Origin of the sequence: Chlorobium sp. N1, assembly GCF_004332115.1 — a bacterium.
GTDB lineage: Bacteria > Bacteroidota > Chlorobiia > Chlorobiales > Chlorobiaceae > Chlorobium.
Genome location: NZ_SJPA01000001.1, coordinates 79,026 through 99,926, shown reverse-complemented (window position 1 = coordinate 99,926; position 20,901 = coordinate 79,026). Strand labels below are relative to the sequence as shown.

Genomic DNA, 20,901 nt, shown 5'->3' with positions numbered 1-20,901 from the left:
GCGGGGGGCTCAGATCCCCATGGCGTCGAGGGCTTCCTGCAGGGTGGCCCGTCCGGTGATCTTGATCGGCAGCTTCTGTATGGCCGGCTTGAGTTCGCGCGTGTTGGCTTCGGGGAGCACGATGCGCTTGAAGCCGAGGTGCGCCGCCTCCCTGATGCGCCGCTCGCTGTCGCTGATGGCGCGCAGCTCTCCGGAGAGGCCGATTTCGCCGCAGCAGACCGTCTGCTCCTCGACGGGGCGGTTCATGAGTCCCGAGGCGACGGCGGCCGCGATGCCGAGGTCCGAGGCCGGCTCGACGAGCTTCAGCCCCCCGGCGATCTTGACGAAGACGTCCTGCCCCCAGGTTTCGATGCCGAGCCGCTTTTCGAGGACGGCCAGGATGATCGACATGCGCTTCAGGTCGAAGCCCGTGCTGATGCGCTGCGGCATGGAGTAGTTGGTCTTCGAGACGAGCGCCTGCACCTCGACGAGCAGCGCCCTGGACCCCTCGATGGCGGCGAGCACGGAGTTTCCGGGAACGTCGGCCCTCCGGCCGGAGATGAAGAACTCGGAGGGGTTCGAGACCTCCTCGAGCCCCGACTCCTCCATGCGGAAGACGCCGATTTCGTTGGTGGGGCCGAAGCGGTTCTTCACCGAGCGCACGATCCGGTACCGCTGGTGGCTCTCGCCCTCGAACTGCAGGACGGTGTCGACCATGTGCTCGAGCGTCTTGGGTCCCGCCAGCGCACCCTCCTTGGTGATATGGCCGATGACCATCAGGACGAAGTTCCGGCGCTTGGCGGCCTGGATGAGCATGCCGGCGCACTCGCGGATCTGTGTGACGGTGCCGGGCGAGCTCTGGTAGAGGCCGGAGTAGACGGTCTGTATGGAGTCGACGATGACGAGGGCGGGCTCTTCCCGCTCGATGGTCTCGAGTATGGACTCCAGGCGCACCTCGGGGGCGAGCCAGAGGTTTTCGGGCTTCAGGCCGAGGCGCTGGGCCCGCTCGCGGATCTGGTTCGGGGACTCCTCGCCGGAGATGTAGAGCGTTTTCGAGGGGTCGAGCCGTGCGGCGAGCTGGAGCATGAGGGTCGACTTGCCGATGCCCGGCTCTCCGCCGACGAGGACCGCCGATGCCTGCATGAGCCCGCCGCCGAGCACCCGGTCGAGCTCGCCGATGCCGGTGACGGTGCGGTGGAACTCCTCGGGCGCGGCTGCCTGCAGGTTCACGACCGAAGCCCTCGGGCCTCCGGCGCTGCGCCCTTTTCCCGGCTTGGGCTCCTCCTCCAGGCGGGTCTCCTCGAGCGTGCCCCAGCTCTGGCACTCGAAGCACCGCCCCTGGTACTTCAGCGAGACGGCGCCGCAGTTCGAGCAGACGTAGCGAGTGGCCTGGCGAGCCATTCTGTCTTAGAGACCGTTTGCGCGCTCGAACGAGTGCAGGGTGTTTTTCAGGAGCATCGCGATCGTCATGGGGCCGACGCCGCCGGGGACCGGGGTCATGGCCGAGGCCGTCGCCGAGATGGCTTCGTAGTCGACGTCGCCGACGAGGCGGGTGCCGCTCTTCGTCGTGGGGTCCTCGATGCGGTTGATGCCGACGTCGATGACCACCGCTCCGGGCTTGACCATGTCGGCGGTGACGAACTTCGCCCTGCCGATGGCGGCGATGAGGATGTCGGCCTGGCGGGTGTGGGAGGCGATGTCCTTCGTCGCGGAGTGGCAGACGGTGACGGTGCAGTTGGACTCCTTCAGCTTCTGGAGCATGAGGTTGGCCATCGGCTTGCCGACGATGTTGCTGCGCCCGATCACCACGCAGTGCTTGCCGCTGGTCTCGATGCCGTACCGGCCGATGAGCTCGAGGATGCCGTAGGGGGTGCAGCTGACGAAGCACTTGTCGAGCTCGCCCATGACGAGCTTGCCGAGGTTCTCGGGGTGGAAGCCGTCGACGTCTTTTTCAGGATCGATCGCCATCGTGACGGCGAACTCGTCGATCTGCTTCGGCAGCGGCTGCTGGACGAGGATGCCGTGTACGGCCGGGTCGGCGTTGAGCGAGGCGATCACCTCGAGCAGGTGTGCTTCGGGGGTATCCTCCGGCATTTCGATGACGGAGGAATTCATGCCGATCTCTTTGCAGGTTTTTGCTTTATTGCGTACATACACCTGCGAAGCCGGATCGCTGCCGACGATGATGACGGTAAGCCCCGGAACCTTGCCGGTGATGGAGCGGTACGATTCAACGCTGGTCTTGAGTTCTTCTTTCATGACGAGCGACACTTTCTTTCCGTCGATGATGAGCATGGTTTTGGGGCTAGGTTGTGGTAGTTTGCGAGGCGTGAGGCGCTCTAATTTCTGCCTATAGCTATGAAAAAATCGGCGAAACGGCAAACCCTGAAATCCGAACCCGTCCTATGGCAATGATTTCCGTCGGAGAGGTCCTGGTCGACAGGGATATCCTCGAATCGTTTTTCTCCTGCGACCTCGAGGCCTGCAAGGGCTGCTGCTGTGTCGAAGGGGAGCTCGGCGCCCCGCTTACCCCCGAAGAGGCGCGCCAGCTCGAGCACCCGCCGGGGGAGCTTCTGCGGATGCTTCCCGACAAGGAGGCGCAGTGGATCGCCCGCCACGGCACCGTCGAGCTCTACCAGGGGACGCTCTACACCCGCACCGTCGGGAGCCGCGAGTGCGTTTTCTCGCTCGAGCGGGAAGGCATCACCCTCTGCGCCGTCGAAATCGCCTATCGCGAGGGGATTATTGGCTTCAACAAGCCGATTTCCTGCCGGCTTTTCCCGATACGGGTGCGAAAAAAGTTCGGACTGCCGTATCTTGTCTATGAGCGACACTCCATGTGCCGCAGCGCCCGCCGGCTCGGCGGGGAACTGCAGAAGCCGCTTGTCGATTATCTCTTTGCCCCCCTTGAAGAACTCTACGGACGGGAATGGGTAGAAAGCCTTGCCGCGTTCCGCAAACCATCCTCCTAAGAGCTGATGCCTGAATTCAGACTCCAGCAGAAACAGAAAGCGCTCCTTTCGGTGCAGCAGATCCTCGGCAGCCAGCTGCTGCAGCTGCCGCTCGTGAATCTCGAGCAGCGCATCAACGAGGAGCTGCAGGAAAACCCCCTGCTCGAGGCGGTCGAGGGGGCGCGCGACAGCGTCTCGGAACTCCCGGCGGACTCCTCCTCCGGCGAGATGTTCGACGAGCTCGACCGGTTCAGCAAAAGCTCACTCAAAGAACAGGAACGCCAGGCCTCGAGGGAGGAACGCAGGGAGAGCATGCCTTCGTTCAGCTATGAGAAGGGCGGGGGGGAGCACTTCTTCCAGGCGGTGCAGCACGACAGCTTCCACGAGACCCTCCTGCGCCAGCTCACCCTCCAGGAGGATGTAGGGAGGGAGGAGATACAGGTGGCCATCGAGATCCTCGGCAACCTCGACGAAGACGGCTACTTCAGCGAGGACCCCTCGGTCATCGTCGACGGGCTCCGCCTCGGCGGTTTGGATGAGGTCGAAGAGCAGGACGTCGAGAACATGCGCCGCATGATTCTGCGGCTCGACCCTCCCGGCGTTGCGGCCCTCGACCTCCGTGAGCGGCTCCTCACGCAGCTGGAGCTTTCCCTGCGCGAGCATCCCGCTGCCGATGCGGAGGCTGCGCGCGACATCCTGCTCAACCACTACGAGGATTTCATCCACCGGCGCTTCGAGCGGCTCCTCAAGAAGCTCGAGCTTCCCAGGGCCCGGCTCGAGGCCGCCGTCGCCATCATCACCGGCCTCGACCCTCATCCCGGCGTTTTCGTCGACGAGGGGGGGCACTACATTTCGCCGGACTTCGTCGTGACCTACGAGAACGGCGCGCTCTCGGCCTCTCTGAACGACCGCAGCGCGCTCTCGGTCCGCGTCAGCGATGAGTACCGGGACCTGCTGAAGACCCGGAAGGGCTCGAAGGACGACCGGCAGTTCATCCGGCGCAACCTGCAGAAGGCCAACGAGTTCAAGAGCGCGCTCGAAACCCGGCGCCAGACGCTCCTGAAGGTGATCGAATCGCTCATGAAACACCAGTACCGCTTCTTCACCGACGGACCCTCCTTCCTCCAGCCGCTCGGCATGAAGACGCTTGCGGCCGACACTGGCCTGGACATCTCGACCATCAGCCGCGCCGTCAACGGCAAGTACGTGCAGACCCGCTTCGGGGTCTTCGAGCTGAAGTATTTCTTCAGCGGCGCCCTGCAGACCGACGAGGGCGAGGACGTCTCGAGCAAGATCATCAAGCAGCACCTGCGAGAGATGATCGAGGCCGAGGACGGCCGCAAGCCCCTTTCCGACGACAGCCTCGCCGCGGCGCTCGCCTCGAAGGGGTTCCAGATCGCCCGGCGTACGGTTGCAAAATACCGCGAACAATTGCAAATTCCGGTTGCAAGGCTAAGAAAGAAAATATTTTAAACCACATGAAGCATCCCGATCGGCCCGTCATCCGTTCCACCACCGTCATCGGCGTCCTGCGCGACGGCCATGCCGCCCTCGGCAGCGACGGTCAGATGACGCTCGGCAACACCGTCGTCAAGCACTCCACCCGCAAGATCCGCTCTCTCTACCAGGGCCGGCTCCTGGCGGGGTTCGCCGGCGCCACGGCCGACGCCATCACCCTTCTCGACCGCTTCGAGGAGAAGCTCGAGGCCTACAACGGCAAGCTTGAGCGCGCCGCCGTCGAGCTCGCCCGCGACTGGCGCACCGACAAGTACCTCCGACGGCTCGAGGCGATGCTGGCGATCGTCAGCCCTGAGCGCGCCCTCATCATCTCCGGCACGGGCGACGTGATCGAGCCGGAGGACGGGATCGTCGCCATCGGCAGCGGCAGCATGTACGCCCTTGCCGCGGCCCGTTCGCTCATGAAGCATACCGGCCTCTCCGCCCGCGAGATCGTGCGCGAGAGCCTCGAGACCGCGGCCGACATCTGCATCTACACCAACAGCCACATCGTCGTCGAAGAGCTGTAGGCCGGTGGTTTATTTCCAGCTAATATGTCCAATACCGTCACATGACCCATATGAACGACGATGCATCACGGGGCGGAAGCCTCGGTGAGCAGCATCTGACACCCCACCAGATCGTCTCGCTTCTCGATAAATACATCATCGGCCAGAAGGACGCGAAGAAGTCCGTGGCCATCGCGCTGCGCAACCGCCTCCGCCGCCAGAACGTGGGCGAAGAGCTCCGCGAGGAGATCATGCCTAACAACATCATCATGATCGGCCCCACCGGCGTCGGCAAGACCGAGATCGCCAGGCGCCTGGCCAAGCTCGCCCGCGCCCCGTTCGTGAAGGTCGAGGCCTCGAAGTTCACCGAGGTCGGTTACGTCGGCCGCGACGTCGAGTCGATGATCCGCGACCTCGTCGACCAGTCGGTCGCCATGGTGCGCAGCGAAAAGAGCGAGGAGGTGCGTGAAAAGGCCTCCTCCCTCGTCGAAGACCGCCTGCTCGACATCCTCCTTCCGCCCGTTCAGGCTCCGGCCGCCGGGGAGGCGGAGTTCGAGGTGGAGGGCGAGGAGTCCGCAGAGGAGCCCGAAGGCGGAGACGGGGCCCGGGAGGCCAACCGCCGCACCCGCCTGAAGATGCGCGACCGCCTGCGCAGCGGCAAGCTCGAGGATCGCCAGATCGAAATGGACGTGACGAGCGACTCGCAGGGCGGGATGATGCAGATTTTCGGCCCGCTCGGCCAGATGGAGGAGATCGGCGGCATCATGCAGGATCTCATGAGCGGCCTGCCGCGCAAGCGCAAGAAGCGCCGGGTGAGCATCTCCGACGCCCGCCGCATCCTCGAGCAGGAGGAGGTGCAGAAGCTCATCGACATGGAGAGCGTCGTCAAGGAGGCCATCACGAAGGTCGAGCAGTCCGGCATCGTCTTCATCGACGAGATCGACAAGATCGCCGCGCCCTCTACCGGTTCGGGCGGCAAAGGTCCCGACGTCAGCCGCGAGGGCGTGCAGCGCGACCTCCTGCCGATCGTCGAGGGCTCGAACGTCGCCACCAAGCACGGCATGGTGAAGACCGACCACGTGCTCTTCATCGCATCCGGCGCGTTCCATGTCGCCAAGCCTTCCGACCTCATTCCCGAGCTGCAGGGGCGTTTCCCGATCCGCGTCGAGCTCAAGAGCCTCACCGAGGAGGATTTCTTCCTCATCCTCACCCAGCCCCGCAACGCGCTCATCAAGCAGTACCGCGCGCTGATGGGCACCGAAGGGGTGGAGCTGGAGTTCACCGAGGGCTCCATCCGCGAGATCGCCCGCACGGCGGCCGCCGTCAACGAGAGCGTCGAGAACATCGGAGCGCGCCGGCTGCATACCATCATGACCAACCTGCTCGAGGAACTGATGTTCGACATCCCCGAAAACATGAGTGCGAAGAAGATCACCATCGACGAAAAGATGGTCAAAGAGAAGCTGGAGCAGGTCGTTTCCGACCGGGACCTCAGCCAGTACATCCTCTAACCATAGACCGAGCAGCCATGAGCACGCCAAGCATCCTCGTACTCAACGGTCCGAACCTCTCGCGGCTCGGCAGGCGCGAGCCGGCCATCTACGGCCACAGGACCCTCCAGGACATCAACCGGGACCTTGCCGCCGGGTTCCCCGACGTTACGTTCGACTTCTTCCAGTCGGAGGACGAGGGGGCGATCATCGAAAAGCTCTACGGCTTTGAAGACGGCGGCAGCCGCACCGGGGTGGTGCTCAACGCCGGGGCCCTGACCCACTACTCCATAGCGCTGCGCGACGCCATCGCCGCCGTCTCGGTGCCGGTCGTCGAGGTGCACCTTTCGAACGTGCATGCGCGCGAGGAGTTCCGGCGGACGTCGGTCATATCCGCAGTATGCCTGGGAGTGGTCGGCGGGTTCGGGGAGGAGAGCTACCGGCTCGGCGTGCGCGCCCTGCTCGCCCACGCGGCCGGGGGCGGCCGGCAGTAGCGTTCAGTCTTCCTGCAGTTTCCTGAGTAGCCGCTGCATCTGGCGGAGGCGGCGCCGGTCGCTCTGGAAGAGGACGGGCTTGCCCTGTGCCGCCTGCATCAGCTGCACCGCCTCTTTCCTGTTGCCCATCTCGAGCTCCACGAGCGCCAGCTCATGGTAGTTTCGGATCACCCTCGGGTCGAGCGTGATTGCCTTCCGGAAGGCCCGGCGGGCCTCCTCGTAGGAGCCTTTCGGCATCTTTCCGACGAACGTTCCCCCCATCATCCTCCTGAACCATCCGATGCCGGCGGCCTGGCGGTAGTAGGAGCCGAGCATGGAGAGCGCCGTCTGCTCGTTGGGGTTGAGCCTGAGCGCGGTGTCGAGCTCGCGCTTGATCTCCTCGGCGTTCCGGAGCTTCTCCTTCGTGCCGCTCTTTTCGGAAAGGAGCCCCAGACCTGCGGCGAGCCATGCGTGGCCCTCCGCGCTCGTGCTGTCGAGGGCGATGCTCCTGCGGCCGTACTCCACCGCACGACGGTAGTGGGCGATGCGTTTCTCCTTCATGTCGCGGCGGAGCGACTCGCCGAGGCTCACTTCGAGCCGGGCGAGCTTCCAGAGGGTCTCGGCGCTTTCGGGGTCGAGCTGCATGGCGACGCCGTAGAGCGAGTCGGCCGTGCGGTAGCGCATCTGCCAGAACGCGCTGTCGGCGCGGTTGAGGGCGCGCAGGGTGGGCGCCTCATTGGCCGGGGTGTCTGCGCCCGCAACCCCTCCGGGCGCGAGGAGCAGGGCGGGGATGGCTGCGGCGAGGAGCCGGGTGCGGATCGATGGGCGTGGCTGCATGGCTCGTTATTTGAACCAGGGTGAGTCGGGATGCTTCAGGTGCAGCTGCCGGTCGAGGCCGAGCCAGTGGCCGCTGGGGAGCAGCATCATGAGCACGGCGTAGAGCATGAGCGGGGGCATCGACCAGTTGAAGTAGGCCCCGGCAGTGAAGTTCACGAAGAGAAAGAGGGCGAAGGCGGCGTTGGCCCTGACGGCGAGGCCGAGGATGAGGCACACGGCAACCAGGAGCTCGCCGACGGTGACGATCCAGGCGATCGGCATGGCCAGCGGGATGGCGAAATGCTCAAGGTAGAGGGCCTGCCAGGTGCCGGGGTCGAGTTCCGAGAGGCGGAGGCGGAAGAATCCCTCCATGAGGTCGGTCCAGAGCCAGCCCTTGACCAGCTTGTGCCAGAACCCGTAGGCGAAGATGGCGGCGAACAGGTAGCGCCCGAGGAGGAAGAGGACGACGCCGATGCTTTCAAGCGGATGCTCGCGCATCCGGCTCCATTTCCACTCGAAACCGTTCATGGTCTGTACCGGTGAGTTTGCAAAAGAGGTGGTTGATGGCCGGGTATTCTGGTATTAACAGAAGTATACGGAAATATCCGTTCAATGCGGAGTGTCGGGGTGTTCGTGGGAAGGGATCTACGCCCGTAAAACTGCCGGCTCCATCAATGAAAAGAGGCAGCAACTTCATTGATGGGGGAACGCGGGCTATCGGTGAGCCGGGGGGGGGGCAGCCCCGGCGGCCGATAGGGCTGACGGGTCAGCGGAGGTCGAAGCGGTCGAGCTCCATGACTTTGGTCCAGGCGGCAACGAAGTCGCCGATGAATTTTTCCTCCCCGTCCCGGCTGGCGTACACTTCCGCGATGGCGCGCAGGCGCGAGTTGGAGCCGAAGATGAGGTCGACGCGGCTGGCGTGCCATTGCACTGCTCCGGTTTTGCGGTCGCGGCCTTCGAAGAGCTCCGCCTCTTCGGAGAGGGGTTCCCACCGGGTGCCCATGTCGAGCAGGTTCCGGAAGAAGTCGCTGGTGAGCGTTCCGGGCCGGGTGGTGAAAAGGCCGTGGTCGGTGCCCTCGAAGTTGGTGCCGAGCACGCGCATGCCGCCGATGAGCACGGTCATTTCCGGGGCGGTGAGCCTCAGCAGCTGGGCGCGGTCGACGAGGATCTCTTCGGGCGTGACGCTGAAGCGCGCTTTCCGGTAGTTGCGGAAGCCGTCGGCGACCGGTTCGAGCACGGCGAAGGAGCCGACGTCGGTCTGCTCCTGCGAGGCGTCGGTGCGCCCCGGTGTGAAGGGGACCGTGACGTCGTGGCCTGCATTGCGGGCGGCCTGTTCTACGGCGGCGCATCCGGCGAGCACGATGAGGTCTGCCAGCGAGATCTTCCTCTCTCCTTCAGCCGCGCTGTTGAAGGTTTCACGGATGCTTTCGAGTAATCGGAGCACGCGATTGAGGGTTGGCGGGTCGTTGACTTCCCATTCGCGCTGGGGAAGCAGTCGGATCCTTGCGCCGTTGGCTCCGCCGCGACAGTCGGAGCCCCGGAAGGTGGAGGCGGAGGCCCAGGCGGTGGAGACGAGCTCGGAGACGGCAAGGCCCGATTCGAGCACCATGGCTTTCAGCCTGGCAACGTCTTTGTCGTTCACCAGCGGGTGGTCGACGGCGGGCACGGGGTCCTGCCAGATGAGTTCTTCGTTGGGCACTTCGGGGCCGAGGTATCGGGTGCGGGGGCCCATGTCGCGGTGGGTGAGCTTGAACCATGCACGGGCGAAGGCACGCTCGAAGGCGGCGGGATCCTCATGGAAGCGCCTGGCGATGGGGCCGTAGACGGGGTCGTGGCGCAGGGCGAGGTCGGCGGTGGACATCATGGTGGGCACCCGTTTGGAGGGGTCGTGTGCGGCCGGGGCGAGGTCTTTCTCCTGCACGTTGACGGGGTGCCACTGCCAGGCGCCGGCGGGGCTTTTGCCGAGTTCCCATTCATAGTTGAAGAGCATGTCGAGGTAGCCCATGTCCCAGTGGACGGGGTCGGGGGTCCAGGAGCCTTCCAGGCCGCTGGTCATGGTTTCGTCGCCTTTGCCGCTTCCGCAGCTGTTTTTCCAGCCGAGCCCCTGTTCTTCGAGGCCGGCGGCTTCGGGTTCCGGGCCGATGTGTGTTGCGTCGCAGGCGCCGTGGCATTTGCCGAAGGTGTGGCCCCCGGCGATCAGCGCAACGGTCTCCTCGTCGTTCATGGCCATGCGTGCGAAGGTTTCGCGGATGTCCCTGGCCGAGGCGAGCGGGTCGGGTTTGCCGTCGGGTCCCTCGGGGTTGACGTAGATGAGGCCCATCTGCACCGCGGCCAGGGGGTTCTCGAGTTCCCTGTCGCCACGGTAACGGGCGTCGCCGAGCCATTCGGCCTCTTTGCCCCAGTAGATGTCCTCCTCCGGCTCCCAGATGTCTTCGCGGCCGCCGCCGAACCCGAAGGTCTTCAGCCCCATCGATTCGAAGGCGCAGTTGCCGGCGAGGATCATGAGGTCGGCCCATGAGATCTTGCGTCCGTATTTCTGTTTGATGGGCCAGAGCAGGCGGCGGGCCTTGTCGAGGTTGGCGTTGTCGGGCCAGCTGTTGAGCGGGGCGAAGCGCTGGTTGCCGGTGCCGCCTCCGCCGCGCCCGTCGCCGGTGCGGTAGGTGCCGGCGCTGTGCCAGGCCATGCGGATGAAGAGGCCCCCGTAATGGCCGTAGTCTGCCGGCCACCACTCCTGCGAGTCGGTCATGAGGGCGTGGAGGTCCTGCTTGAGGGCCTTGAAGTCGAGGGTTTGGAACTCCTTGGCGTAGTTGAAGCCCTCATCCATCGGGCTGACGAGAGGGGAGTGCTGGTGCAGCATGTCGAGCTGCAGCTGGTTCGGCCACCACTCCTTGTTGGATCGACCGCTGCCGGCCGATGGAATGTGCAGGTGTCCCGTTACCGGGCATTTGTTCTGTTCGCTCATGGATGCTCCCTGATTTGCAGCGTTTGTCGTGGACCATCTACTACATCGGCATACTTAAAAATGTAAAGCCGTAACAAAAAGATCCCGTTTGTAGGCGCGTACAGGTGTTTTTATCCGAGGTGGGGCGGGGCCGGAACGTTTCTTCTTCCTGGGGAGGACGATGGCGCCGTGTGGGCGCGGGGCGTTTTTTTTGCTGTTTGGCGCTGCAGAGCTCCTGCACGCGCATACTCTCGTGGTGGATTATCGGGTGGGGGCTGCAGGAGGGGCTTCGGCGCCGGAGCGGAGCGGGTGTGCGCTGAGGCGCCCGCATACGTTTCCTTATCGCAAGATCAACAGCGGCACGTCGCAGGAGGCCATCATCTTCGTCGTCGTGCTCCCCACGAGGAACTGCCGGATGCGGGAGTGGCCGTAGGCGCCCATCACCATGAGCTCGATCTGGTGCTCCCGGCGGTATCTGCCGAGGGCATCCTTCGCCTCACCCTCCAGCGAGGCGTCCGTTACCCTGAACCCCTTGTCCTCCAGCTTGTGGCATGCGTCGCTGAGTTCCTGCTGGCGGGTGTCGGCGGCCTTGCCCGCCATGACCACATGGCAGGGGATGCCGGCAAGCAGCGGGCTGGAACCGACCATCTCGAGCGCCTTCCAGGCCGTCGGGCTGGCGTCGAAGGCGATCATGAAGCGCCGGGGCGCCCTGAACTCTCCGGGGACGACGAGCACCGGCCGCTGCAGGGTGCGGATGACGTTTTCGATGTTGCTGCCGACGGCCTGCGCCATCCGCTGCGATTCCCCCTGCCGCCCGAGGACGCAGAGCCTGATCCCTTCGGCCATCTCCGAGAGGATGTCGAGGAGGTTTCCGTGGATCTGCCGGGTCGAGACGGGAGAGGCTCCCGAGCTCTCCGCTCGTTCGAGAGCGGCCCGAAGCATCGCCTTGCCCTCTTCGAGCTCCAGGCGGCTTTTCTTCTCCTCGAGTGCCACGAGTTCGTCGAGCAGGTGCTCGCGGGCGCCGAGTCCGATCGCGCCGGAAAGGTCCCCGCCGGCGGGCCTGTCGGATTTCTCGAGCACATGGAGCAGTTCGAGCGGAGCCTCGAGCCGTCGGCTTGCCCAGGTTGCGGCGTCGGCGACCGCCGTGGCTGCAGTCGAGCCGTCGATGCAGGCGAGTACGTGCTTCATCTGGATGTCCTCCCGGTGGTTTCCTGTGGGTTGTTTGGCTGGCCGGCTCAGTGGCCGGCCATGATCTTTTCGATTTCGGCGGGCTTGTCGTGCAGCCCGAAGCGGTCGACGATGGTTGCGCTCGCCTCGTTCATGCCGATGAGCTCGACCTTGGTGCCCTCGCGGCGGAATTTGATGACGACCTTGTCGAGCGCCGTGACGGCGCTGATGTCCCAGAAGTGGGCTTCGGAGAGGTCGATTTGCACCCGATCGAGCGCTTCGCGGAAGTCGAAGGCCGCCGTGAACTTCTCCGTCGAGGCGAAGAAGACCTGGCCGACCACGCGGTAGGTGCGCACCCCTTCGGCGCCCGCTTCGTTTTTCACCACCATGAAGTGGCCGACCTTGTTGGCGAAGAAGAGCGTCGCCAGAAGGACGCCGACGAGCACGCCGATGGCGAGGTTGTGGGTGAAGACGACGACGGCGACGGTCGAGAGCATGACGATGTTGGTGGAGAGCGGATAGCTGCCGAGCTTGCGGAGCGAGTCCCAGGAGAAGGTGCCGATGGAGACCATGATCATCACGGCAACGAGGGCGGCCATCGGGATCTGTTTGAGCAGGTCTCCGAGGAAGACGATGAAGACGAGCAGGAAGATGCCGGCCGAGAGGGTCGAGAGCCTGCCGCGCCCTCCCGACTTGACGTTGATGACCGACTGGCCGATCATGGCGCAGCCCGCCATGCCGCCGAGCAGTCCGGCGCCGATGTTGGCGATGCCCTGCCCCCGGCACTCCCGGTTGCGGTCGCTCGAGGTGTCGGTCAAATCGTCGACGATGGTGGAGGTGAGCATCGTCTCAAGCAGTCCGACGATGGCCAGCCCGACCGAGTAGGGGAAGATGATCGAGAGCGTCTCGAAGTTCAGCGGCACCTCCGGCAGGAGGAAGACCGGCAGCGTGTCGGGCAGCTTGCCCATGTCCCCGACGGTGTTGATCTCGATCCCGAAGGCCATGGCTGCGGCCGTCATGGATACGATCGTGACGAGCGGCGAGGGGATGACCTTGCCGACGAAGGGAATGCGGGGGAAGAGGTAGATGATGGCGAGCCCTCCGGCCGTCATGGCGTAGACCGCCCACGGCATGTTCCAGAGCTCGGGCAGCTGGGCCATGAAGATGAGGATGGCCAGCGCATTGACGAATCCGGTCACCACCGCCCTGGAGATGAAGCGCATGAGGTTGCCGAGCCTGAGGTAGCCGGCCAGGATCTGCAGGACGCCGGTCAGGAGCGTTGCCGCCAAAAGGTACTGGAGTCCGTGCTCTTTGACCAGGGTCACCATGAGCAGCGCCATCGAGCCGGTGGCGGCCGAGATCATGCCGGGCCGGCCGCCGGTGAAGGCGATCATGACGGCGATCGTGAAGGATGCGTAGAGGCCGACTTTGGGGTCGACGCCGGCGATGATGGAGAAGGCGATCGCTTCGGGAATCAGTGCGAGTGCGACGACGAGGCCGGCGAGGAGGTCGCTGCGGGGGTTCGAGAACCACTCTTTCTGTATGGTCTGTCTCATAGGGTGGAGGGGCGGCGCGGAATGCTCTGTTGGGGGCTTGTGGCCGCCGGAGGGTTTGGTGCTGCGGGCCCGGCCGCACCCCGGCGGGGGAGGGGGCCCTCGGTGGAAAAAACGTTCGCTGAATGTACGCTTTCCGCTCCGTTTTTCAAACCCCGCGGCCCCCGGCCGAACGAGGCGGGGCCGCGGAAAGGCACTTCAGCGTGCGCTTCGGAGCACTTCGACGATGTCCTTCTTCGTCATCGCCGGCCGCCCGGCCAGGAGACCCTGGGCGTTGGCGGAGATGAGAAGGGTGTCCTCGGCGTATCGCTCGATGAGCTCTCCTCCGACGCCCGCCGCAGTGAGGCTCGTCGGACAGCCGATCGAACCGAGGAAGGCCTCGAACCGGTCGATCCCCTCGAGCGCCGCGGCCATTTCCCCCCGGCCTCCCTCCGGCACGCCGAAGATCCGGCTGGCGAAGAGCGCGAAGCGTTCGGGGCGGGTGCGGGCCGCGAAGCGCATCCAGCTGGGGTTGATGGCCGAGAGGCCGGCTCCGTGCGCGATGTCGTGGTGGGCCGAGATCGAGTGCTCGATCATGTGCACCGGGAAGGGGGAGAGCGTTCCGGCCTGGACCCAGCCGTTGAGGGCCGCGATGGAGGCCCACTGCACCTGCTCCCGGGCTTCTATGTCCCGGCCGTCGGCCACCGCCCTCGGGCCCCACTCCATGGCGGTGAGGATGACCCCTTCGGCGAACCGGTCCTGGACCGGTGTGCCGTCGACGCCGTTGAAGTAGGACTCGGTGACATGGGTGATGAGGTCGCACACGCCGTAGGCGGTCTGGTCCGGGGGCACGCTCATGGTGAGCTCAGGGTCGACGAGGGCGGTTTTCGGATAGAGGCATGGGGCGGAGACGACCGCCTTCAGGGTGCTCTCCTGGTCGGAGATCACAGCCCCGGCGTTCATCTCCGAGCCGGTTGCGGCAAGCGTCGGGACGGTGACGATCGGGAGCGCCTCCGTGGGGATGTGGCGGCCCTCCTGGCCGTGGCCGAGCATGTTCCAGGGGTCGCCCTCGTAGCACGCCGCCGCGGCCATGACCTTGGCTGCGTCCATGACGCTGCCGCCGCCGAGGGCGACGACGACCCGGCAACCCTCGCGCCGTGCGGTCTCGGCGCCGCGCCGCACGGAGGAGATCCGCGGGTTCGGCTCGACCCCGTCGCATTCCGCGATGGCTATGCCGGCGGCCCTGAGGCTCTCGACCGCTCGGTCGTATGCTCCGCTGCGCTTCACGCTGCCGCCGCCGGTGACGAGGAGCGCTTTGGGGCCGAGCTCCCGGACCACCTCGCCGAGCCGTTCTATGGTTCGGGTTCCGAATATGATGCGCGTGGGGTTCTGGTACTGGAAGTGCATGGCGTCGTTCTCCGCTCTAGGGTTCGTTGATCCTGGTCTCATACCAATGTAGCAGTACCGGCCCGTATCGGGCAAGTTTTTCTTCGGGTCGCTCCGACGGCCGGCGAATTTTCAGCCTCCGTGCCGCGTTGGTGTTCGTTCCCGTTGCCCCTGCCGTGCGGCAGGGTGCGGCAACCCTCCCCCTCTGGAGACAAATAAACGCGAGAGGAGGTACGATGGATCGAAGGTGGCATACGATGGAGTCGGACGAGGTGCTCGAGGCGCTTCGGGCCGGACCAGCCGGCCTCGAAGCCCCTGAGGCAGCAAGGCGGCTCCGCCTGCAGGGGCCCAACCGCCTGAGTCCGCCGTTGAAGGAGAGCCGGCTCTTGCGCTTCCTTTCGCAGTTCAACAACATCCTGATCTACGTGCTCGTCGCAGCCGCCGGAGTCACGGCGGCCCTTCAGCACTGGGTCGACACCTGGGTGATCCTCGGCGTCGTCGTCCTCAATGCCCTCATCGGCTACCTCCAGGAGGGGAAGGCCGAGAAGGCGATGGACGCCCTCAAGGGCATGCTCTCCCCGCAGGCGACGGTACGCCGCGGCGGCCGGACCCGGCGCATCGCCGCCGAAGAGCTCGTCCGGGGCGACATCGTCCTGCTCCAGTCGGGCGACAAGGTGCCGGCCGACCTGCGCCTTCTCAGGGTGAAGGAGCTGAAGGTCGACGAGTCGATCCTGACGGGGGAGTCGGTGCCGGCCGAGAAGGACACGGTCGCGGTGCGCGCCGATACGGTGCTCGGCGACCGGCGCTGCATGGCCTATTCCGGCACGCTGGTCGCCAGCGGCACGGCTGAGGGGGTGGTCGCCTCCACCGCCGACGCGACGGAGATCGGCCGGATCAGCTCGATGCTGGGGACGGTCGAGACCCTGCAGACGCCGCTGCTGCGGCGCGTCGAATCGTTCGGCCGGACGCTCACGTTCGCCATCGTCGTCCTCTCGCTCTTCCTCTTCGCCTTCGGTGTGCTGCTGAGGGGGTACCGGCCGGCCGAGATGTTCAACGCCTCCGTCGGCCTCGCCGTCGCGGCCATCCCCGAAGGGCTCCCGGCGATCATGACCATCACGCTGGCCATCGGGGTGCAGGCGATGGCCCGCCGGCGCGCGATCATCCGCCGGCTGCCGGCCGTGGAAACCCTCGGCTCCGTTTCGGTGATCTGCACCGACAAGACCGGTACGCTGACCCGCAACGAGATGACCGTCCGCACCCTCTCCCTGGAGGGCAAGGAGTTCGGGGTGACGGGCGGCGGGTACGACCCGCACGGCACCTTCACCCTCGAGGGCCTGGAGGCGGACCTTGCCCTCCACCCCGATCTGCGGGTGCTCGCCCATGTCTCGCTTCTCTGCAACGACGCCGATCTCGAGCTTCGCCGCGAGGGCTGGGCGCTTTCCGGCGATCCCACCGAGGGGGCGCTGTTGGCGCTCGGCATGAAAGCCGGCCTCGATCCCGAGTCCGAGCGCGGGGAGTGGCCCCGCGCCGACCACATCCCTTTCGAGTCGGAGCACCGCTTCATGGCCTCCCTCCACCATAACCACGACGGCCGCGCCTTCATCTATCTGAAGGGGGCTCCTGAGGTCGTTTTCGACCGCTGCGGGTCGGTATGGCGGGAAGATGGAGCGCTGCCCTTCCGGAGGGAGTACTGGGAGAAGCGGGCCGCTGTTATGGCTTCGCGCGGAGAGCGTCTCCTGGCCATCGCCTGCAGGCCGGTTCCGGGCGAGCAGCGCACCCTGGGTTTCGGGGACGTCGGGGAGGGGCTCATGCTCGTCGGCATCGCCGGCATGATCGATCCTCCGCGAGAGGAGGCCGTGCGTGCGGTAGCCCGGTGCCGGGCGGCCGGCATCCGGGTGAAGATGATCACGGGCGACCACGCCGACACGGCCGGGGCGATCGCCGCCATGACGGGAATCGGCGATGGGCGCGCAGTCCTTACCGGCCGTGATATCGAGACGATGGACGACGGGGAGCTGCGGCGGCGGGCCATGGAGGTGGACGTTTTTGCCCGCAGCAGCCCTGAGCACAAGCTGCGCCTCGTCACGGCGCTGCAGGCCTCGGGCAACGTGGTGGCCATGACGGGCGACGGGGTCAACGACGCCCCGGCCCTCAAGCGCGCCGACGTCGGCATCGCCATGGGGGTGAAGGGGACGGAGGTGTCGAAGGAGGCGGCCGAGATGGTGCTCGCAGACGACAATTTCGCCACCATCGCCAGTGCGGTCGAGGAGGGCCGGACCGTCTACGACAACCTGAAGAAGTCCATCCTTTTCGTCCTGCCGACCAACGGCGGGGAGGCGCTCAGCATCCTCTTTGCCGTGCTGCTTGGCTACACGATGCCGATCACGGCGGTGCAGATCCTCTGGGTGAACATGGTCACGGCCGTCACGCTCGCGCTCACGCTGGCATTCGAGCCGGCCGAAGAGGACGTGATGCGCCGCAGGCCCCGCAGGGCGGACGAGCCGCTCCTCTCGGCGTTCGTCTCCTGGCGGATCCTCTACGTCTCCCTGATCCTCGTCGGAGGAACCTTCGGCCTCTTCCTCTTCTACGAAGAGGCCGGCTGCTCGCACGCCTGCGCCCGCACGGTGGCGGTCAACACGCTCGTGTTCTTCGAGATCTTCTACCTTTTCAGCTCCCGCTTCTTCCGCCGGAGCGTCTTTACGCGCCGCGGGCTCCACGGGAACCCCTATGTGCTCGCTGCCGCAGCGGTCCTGCTTCTCCTCCAGGCGCTCTTCACCTACGCCCCCTTCATGCAGCGGGTCTTCGGGACGGTAGCGCTCGACCGGCGCCAGTGGCTTGTGATCCTGGCGGTCAGCTCGAGCGTCCTCTTTCTCGTCGAGCTGGAGAAACTCCTCCTGCGCCGGTTCCGCCGCGAGGGCGAGGATGAAGGATGACGGGGGACGGATGAAGGGTGAAGATTACTGATGAAGGATGAAGGGCCCCGCTCTTCCGCTCCGTTCCCGTTTGCTTTTGTTCTTCTTCCTGCTACATCAGGCTTGCGGGGTCGACGTCGATCGAGAGTGCGACCTGCGGGCTGCGGAAGCGGGCGGCGAGCTCCTCCTGCAGGCCCATTGCGAACGACTCGGTAAGCCGCCCTGCGGTGAGCTTCAGGAGCACATGATAGCGGTAGCTGCCGCGGATGCGGGCGATGCCCGCCGGTGCGGGGCCGAGAATCTCGCCCTTCTCATTTCCGACGGCTTCGGCGAGCATGGTCCGGCAGAGCATCGCCGCCCGGGCGGCGGTCTCCTCGTCCGGCGAGGCGCACTCGAACTTCACGAGGCGCGAGTGGGGAGGGTAGCTGAGCTCGCGGCGCATCTCCATCTCGCTCTCGAAGAAGGTGCGGTAGCTGCCGCGGAGGAGGGCGCCGAAGACCTCGCTTTCGGGGTTGTAGACCTGCAGGTAGACCTCCCCGGGGCTGGAGGAGCGCCCGGCCCGTCCCGCCACCTGGGTGAGGAGCGAGTAGGTGCGTTCCGAGGCGCGGAAGTCCGGCAGGTTGAGCCCGATGTCGGCCATGAGCACGCCGACGAGCGTGACGCGGGGGAAGTCGAGCCCCTTGGCGACCATCTGGGTGCCGAGCAGGATCCGGGCCTTCCCTTCCCGGAACTCCTGGAGGATGCGGCCGTGCGAGCCCTTCGTCGTGGTGGTGTCGACGTCCATGCGCAGGATCCGCTCTTCCCCGAAGAGCTCATGCAGCTCCTCCTCGATGCGCTCGGTGCCGCTGCCCTTGAAGAAGAGGTCGGGGGAGGAGCAGGCGGGGCAGGCCATGGCGAACGGCTCGGTATGGCCGCAGTAGTGGCAGCGCAGCTGGCGGTGCAGGGCGTGGAAGACGAGGGGGATGCCGCAGTGTGGGCATTCGGGGACGTGGCCGCAGGCGAAGCAGAGCACGCTGCCGGAGAACCCCCTGCGGTTCTGCAGGAGGATCACCTGCTCGTCCCGCTCGATCCGCCGGGCAATCTCGTGGCGGAGCCTCTCGGAGATCGAGGGGGTGGCTTTGGGGCTCTCCTTCATCATGATGAGTGAGAGCGTGGGCATCCTGGCCCCGTCGATGCGGTCGGGGAGCTCGAGGAGGCGGTACTTCTCCTGCAGGGCGTTGGCGTAGGATTCGAAGGAGGGGGTCGCCGAGCCGAGGATGCAGACGGCCCCTTCCGTGCGTGCGCGCATGACGGCGAGGTCGCGCGCATTGTAGCGGGGGTTGCGGTCCTGCTTGTAGGCGCCGTCGTGCTCCTCGTCGACGATGACGGCTCCGAGGTTCCGGAGCGGGGCGAAGACGCTCGAGCGGGCGCCGAGGGCGATCTTGGCCCGGCCGCTCTGGAGGCTGTGCCAGGCGTCGTATTTCTCCTGGTTGCCCATGGCGCTGTGCATGATGGCGACCGAATCCCCGAAGTGGCGGCGGAACCGCCCGGCGGTCTGCGGGGTGAGGGAGATTTCCGGGACGAGGACGATGGCGCTCTTGCCGCGCGCGAGCACCTCCTTGAGGAATTCGATGTAGACGAGGGTCTTGCCGCTGCCGGTGACGCCGTGCAGGAGGAAGGTGGCGTACTCCTCCCCGGCCGCGGCCGCGTGCAGTTCGTCGAGGACCTCCCGCTGCCGCGTTGTGGGCCGCTCCGCCTCCTTCTCTTCGGCCGCCATGCCGGTGTCGAAACGGCTTCGGACCTCGATTTGGATCTTCTCGAGCCAGCCGCCTTCCTCGAGCGCGGCAAGGATCTTCCGTGACGCTGCTGCGGCCTCGAGCGAGGCGCCGCCCGGCCCGAAGGCCGAGACGCGCCGGAAGGTCTCGAGCCGGCGCGGCGAGCGCTTCAGCTCGAGCTCCGGGTCCCCCGGCAGCTCCGCCGGCCTCCGCCACGCCGCTGCGCTTTTCGGGGCGGCCTCCCTGAACCTGCGCGAGAGCCTCACGTGGCCGGCCCGCTCGAGTTCCGAAAGGGTGGTGTAGAGGTTTTTGCGGCCGAGCCGCTGCTGGAGCTGCCTCACCGTAAGCCGCTTCTCCTTCGTGACGAGCTGCATGATGCTGCGCCTGAGGGCGGTGCTGCGCAACGGCTCAACTGCGCCGAGGCTGAACTCGGCAGCCTCCACCATATCGTCGACGGTGGTGCGTACCGATGCCGGGACTGCGGCATTCACGCAGTCGATGTGGCGCGTGAGGTAGTAGCCGGCCATCCAGCGGGTGAGCCGGAGGAGCGGGGGGGTGAGGACGGGCCTGCCGCCCTGGAGGATGTCGGTGAGCTCTACAGAGGGCGGTTCGGCGGGGGGCTCGACTCCGGTTTCGATGACGAAGGCGGTCGTGGGGGCGGTTCTCGATCCCTTCCGGGCGACGAGCACCATGCTGCCCGCCGTGAGCTCCTCATCGGGACGGTCGGGAAGTTCCAGCGGGAAGGGTTCGCCCCTGAAGAGCTTTTCGGCTATGGCCAGTGCGTACATGGCGTCCGGTGTGGTTCAGGGGCTCGGCGGCCTCGGAAGGGGGTCCTCTTCACCCCCTGAGGGCTTCGAGGATCCTCTGGCGGATCTCCTCGACCTTTCCGGTGCCTTCGATGCGGCTGTAGCGGGGTGCCGAAGCGTCCGGTTCCGCGGCGCGGCGGCTGTAGTAGTCGATGAGGGGGGCGGTCTGTTCGTGGTAGATGGCAAGGCGCTTGCGGACGGTTTCTTCGGCGTCGTCGGCGCGCTGGACGAGCGGTTCTCCGGTTTCGTCGTCGAGGTTGTCCTGTTTCGGGGGGTTGAAGCGTATGTGGTAGGTCCTGCCGGAGGCGGGATGGACCCTCCGTCCGCTCATGCGCTCGATGATCTCCCGGTCCTCGACGTGGATTTCAACGACGTGGTCGATCGTGATGCCCTCGCTTTGGAGCGCTTCGGCCTGGGCGATGGTCCTCGGAAAGCCGTCGAAGAGGCAGCCGCCCCGGCAGTCGCTCTCCTTCAGGCGCTCGCTGACGATTCCCATGATGATCTCGTCGGAGATGAGCCGGCCTTCGGCCATGACCTCCTTGGCTTTCAGGCCGAGGGGGGTTTCCGCCTTCACGGCGGCCCGGAGCATGTCGCCGGTCGATATCTGCGGGATTCCGAGTTCTTTGGAGATGAAGTTCGACTGTGTGCCTTTGCCTGCACCGGGAGCGCCCAGTAGGATAATTCTCAT

Annotated in this window: 16 protein-coding genes; 6 read left to right on the top strand and 10 right to left on the bottom strand. The window is 65.9% G+C overall.

Features of this window, described 5'->3' with window-relative positions; translation table 11 throughout:
• Positions 1-9 precede the first annotated feature (9 nt).
• A complete protein-coding gene (gene radA / locus E0L29_RS00420) occupies positions 10-1,380 on the bottom strand; it encodes a DNA repair protein RadA (protein ID WP_131353429.1) in 1,371 nt (456 codons plus the stop codon).
• Positions 1,381-1,386: 6 nt separating this feature from the next.
• On the bottom strand, positions 1,387-2,274 hold the full coding sequence (gene folD, locus E0L29_RS00415) for a bifunctional methylenetetrahydrofolate dehydrogenase/methenyltetrahydrofolate cyclohydrolase FolD (protein WP_131353427.1): 888 nt from the start codon (positions 2,272-2,274) through the stop codon (positions 1,387-1,389).
• A 110-nt stretch (positions 2,275-2,384) separates the two neighbouring features.
• On the opposite strand from folD, the gene E0L29_RS00410 reads away from it, so the two are divergent.
• The 5 genes from E0L29_RS00410 to aroQ are packed head-to-tail and all read left to right on the top strand — an operon-like array spanning position 2,385 to position 6,920.
• Positions 2,385-2,951 (top strand): DUF3109 family protein, encoded by a 567-nt coding sequence (locus tag E0L29_RS00410; RefSeq protein WP_131353425.1) that lies wholly within the window; start codon positions 2,385-2,387, stop codon positions 2,949-2,951.
• A 6-nt stretch (positions 2,952-2,957) separates the two neighbouring features.
• Positions 2,958-4,403 carry an RNA polymerase factor sigma-54 gene (gene rpoN / locus E0L29_RS00405; RefSeq protein WP_131353423.1) on the top strand — a complete coding sequence of 482 codons (1,446 nt, stop codon included), beginning with the start codon at positions 2,958-2,960 and terminating at the stop codon, positions 4,401-4,403.
• A 5-nt stretch (positions 4,404-4,408) separates the two neighbouring features.
• Entirely contained in the window at positions 4,409-4,957 is a 549-nt protein-coding gene (hslV, locus tag E0L29_RS00400) for an ATP-dependent protease subunit HslV (RefSeq protein ID WP_131353421.1), read from the top strand.
• Positions 4,958-4,998: 41 nt separating this feature from the next.
• Entirely contained in the window at positions 4,999-6,447 is a 1,449-nt protein-coding gene (hslU, locus tag E0L29_RS00395; protein WP_131353419.1) for an ATP-dependent protease ATPase subunit HslU, read from the top strand.
• Between the two features lie 17 nt (positions 6,448-6,464).
• Positions 6,465-6,920, top strand: a complete 456-nt coding sequence (gene aroQ / locus E0L29_RS00390; protein ID WP_131353417.1) for a type II 3-dehydroquinate dehydratase — start codon at positions 6,465-6,467, stop codon at positions 6,918-6,920.
• A gap of 3 nt (positions 6,921-6,923) precedes the next feature.
• Here the strand turns inward: aroQ and E0L29_RS00385 are convergent, their stop codons facing one another.
• The 6 genes from E0L29_RS00385 to E0L29_RS00360 form a co-directional block, all read right to left on the bottom strand.
• A complete protein-coding gene (locus E0L29_RS00385) occupies positions 6,924-7,736 on the bottom strand; it encodes a hypothetical protein (protein WP_131353415.1) in 813 nt (270 codons plus the stop codon).
• 6 nt (positions 7,737-7,742) lie between these two features.
• On the bottom strand, positions 7,743-8,243 hold the full coding sequence (locus E0L29_RS00380) for a DoxX family membrane protein (protein WP_131353412.1): 501 nt from the start codon (positions 8,241-8,243) through the stop codon (positions 7,743-7,745).
• A 238-nt stretch (positions 8,244-8,481) separates the two neighbouring features.
• A complete protein-coding gene (gene katG / locus E0L29_RS00375; RefSeq protein ID WP_131353410.1) occupies positions 8,482-10,677 on the bottom strand; it encodes a catalase/peroxidase HPI in 2,196 nt (731 codons plus the stop codon).
• Positions 10,678-10,995: 318 nt separating this feature from the next.
• A complete protein-coding gene (locus E0L29_RS00370) occupies positions 10,996-11,844 on the bottom strand; it encodes a universal stress protein (protein ID WP_131353408.1) in 849 nt (282 codons plus the stop codon).
• A gap of 47 nt (positions 11,845-11,891) precedes the next feature.
• Complete coding sequence (locus E0L29_RS00365) at positions 11,892-13,379, bottom strand: SulP family inorganic anion transporter (RefSeq protein ID WP_131353406.1); 1,488 nt, start codon at positions 13,377-13,379, stop codon at positions 11,892-11,894.
• A gap of 195 nt (positions 13,380-13,574) precedes the next feature.
• Positions 13,575-14,762: an iron-containing alcohol dehydrogenase gene (locus tag E0L29_RS00360; RefSeq protein ID WP_131354633.1), complete on the bottom strand. Its 1,188-nt coding sequence runs from the start codon at positions 14,760-14,762 to the stop codon at positions 13,575-13,577.
• Between the two features lie 215 nt (positions 14,763-14,977).
• Here E0L29_RS00360 and E0L29_RS00355 point away from each other — a divergent pair, with 215 nt between their 5' ends.
• Complete coding sequence (locus E0L29_RS00355; protein WP_131353403.1) at positions 14,978-17,674, top strand: cation-transporting P-type ATPase; 2,697 nt, start codon at positions 14,978-14,980, stop codon at positions 17,672-17,674.
• Positions 17,675-17,765: 91 nt separating this feature from the next.
• Here the strand turns inward: E0L29_RS00355 and priA are convergent, their stop codons facing one another.
• Positions 17,766-20,195 (bottom strand): primosomal protein N', encoded by a 2,430-nt coding sequence (gene priA, locus E0L29_RS00350; RefSeq protein WP_131353401.1) that lies wholly within the window; start codon positions 20,193-20,195, stop codon positions 17,766-17,768.
• Positions 20,196-20,244: 49 nt separating this feature from the next.
• Entirely contained in the window at positions 20,245-20,901 is a 657-nt protein-coding gene (gene adk, locus E0L29_RS00345; protein ID WP_131353399.1) for an adenylate kinase, read from the bottom strand.

Coding starts and splice junctions, on each gene's coding strand:
- radA (WP_131353429.1), bottom strand. CDS start 1,380: ATGGCTCGCCAGGCCACTCGCTACGTCTGCTCGAACTGCGGCGCCGTC.
- folD (WP_131353427.1), bottom strand. CDS start 2,274: ATGCTCATCATCGACGGAAAGAAAGTGTCGCTCGTCATGAAAGAAGAA.
- E0L29_RS00410 (WP_131353425.1), top strand. CDS start 2,385: ATGGCAATGATTTCCGTCGGAGAGGTCCTGGTCGACAGGGATATCCTC.
- rpoN (WP_131353423.1), top strand. CDS start 2,958: ATGCCTGAATTCAGACTCCAGCAGAAACAGAAAGCGCTCCTTTCGGTG.
- hslV (WP_131353421.1), top strand. CDS start 4,409: ATGAAGCATCCCGATCGGCCCGTCATCCGTTCCACCACCGTCATCGGC.
- hslU (WP_131353419.1), top strand. CDS start 4,999: ATGACCCATATGAACGACGATGCATCACGGGGCGGAAGCCTCGGTGAG.
- aroQ (WP_131353417.1), top strand. CDS start 6,465: ATGAGCACGCCAAGCATCCTCGTACTCAACGGTCCGAACCTCTCGCGG.
- E0L29_RS00385 (WP_131353415.1), bottom strand. CDS start 7,736: ATGCAGCCACGCCCATCGATCCGCACCCGGCTCCTCGCCGCAGCCATC.
- E0L29_RS00380 (WP_131353412.1), bottom strand. CDS start 8,243: ATGAACGGTTTCGAGTGGAAATGGAGCCGGATGCGCGAGCATCCGCTT.
- katG (WP_131353410.1), bottom strand. CDS start 10,677: ATGAGCGAACAGAACAAATGCCCGGTAACGGGACACCTGCACATTCCA.
- E0L29_RS00370 (WP_131353408.1), bottom strand. CDS start 11,844: ATGAAGCACGTACTCGCCTGCATCGACGGCTCGACTGCAGCCACGGCG.
- E0L29_RS00365 (WP_131353406.1), bottom strand. CDS start 13,379: ATGAGACAGACCATACAGAAAGAGTGGTTCTCGAACCCCCGCAGCGAC.
- E0L29_RS00360 (WP_131354633.1), bottom strand. CDS start 14,762: ATGCACTTCCAGTACCAGAACCCCACGCGCATCATATTCGGAACCCGA.
- E0L29_RS00355 (WP_131353403.1), top strand. CDS start 14,978: ATGGATCGAAGGTGGCATACGATGGAGTCGGACGAGGTGCTCGAGGCG.
- priA (WP_131353401.1), bottom strand. CDS start 20,195: ATGTACGCACTGGCCATAGCCGAAAAGCTCTTCAGGGGCGAACCCTTC.
- adk (WP_131353399.1), bottom strand. CDS start 20,901: ATGAGAATTATCCTACTGGGCGCTCCCGGTGCAGGCAAAGGCACACAG.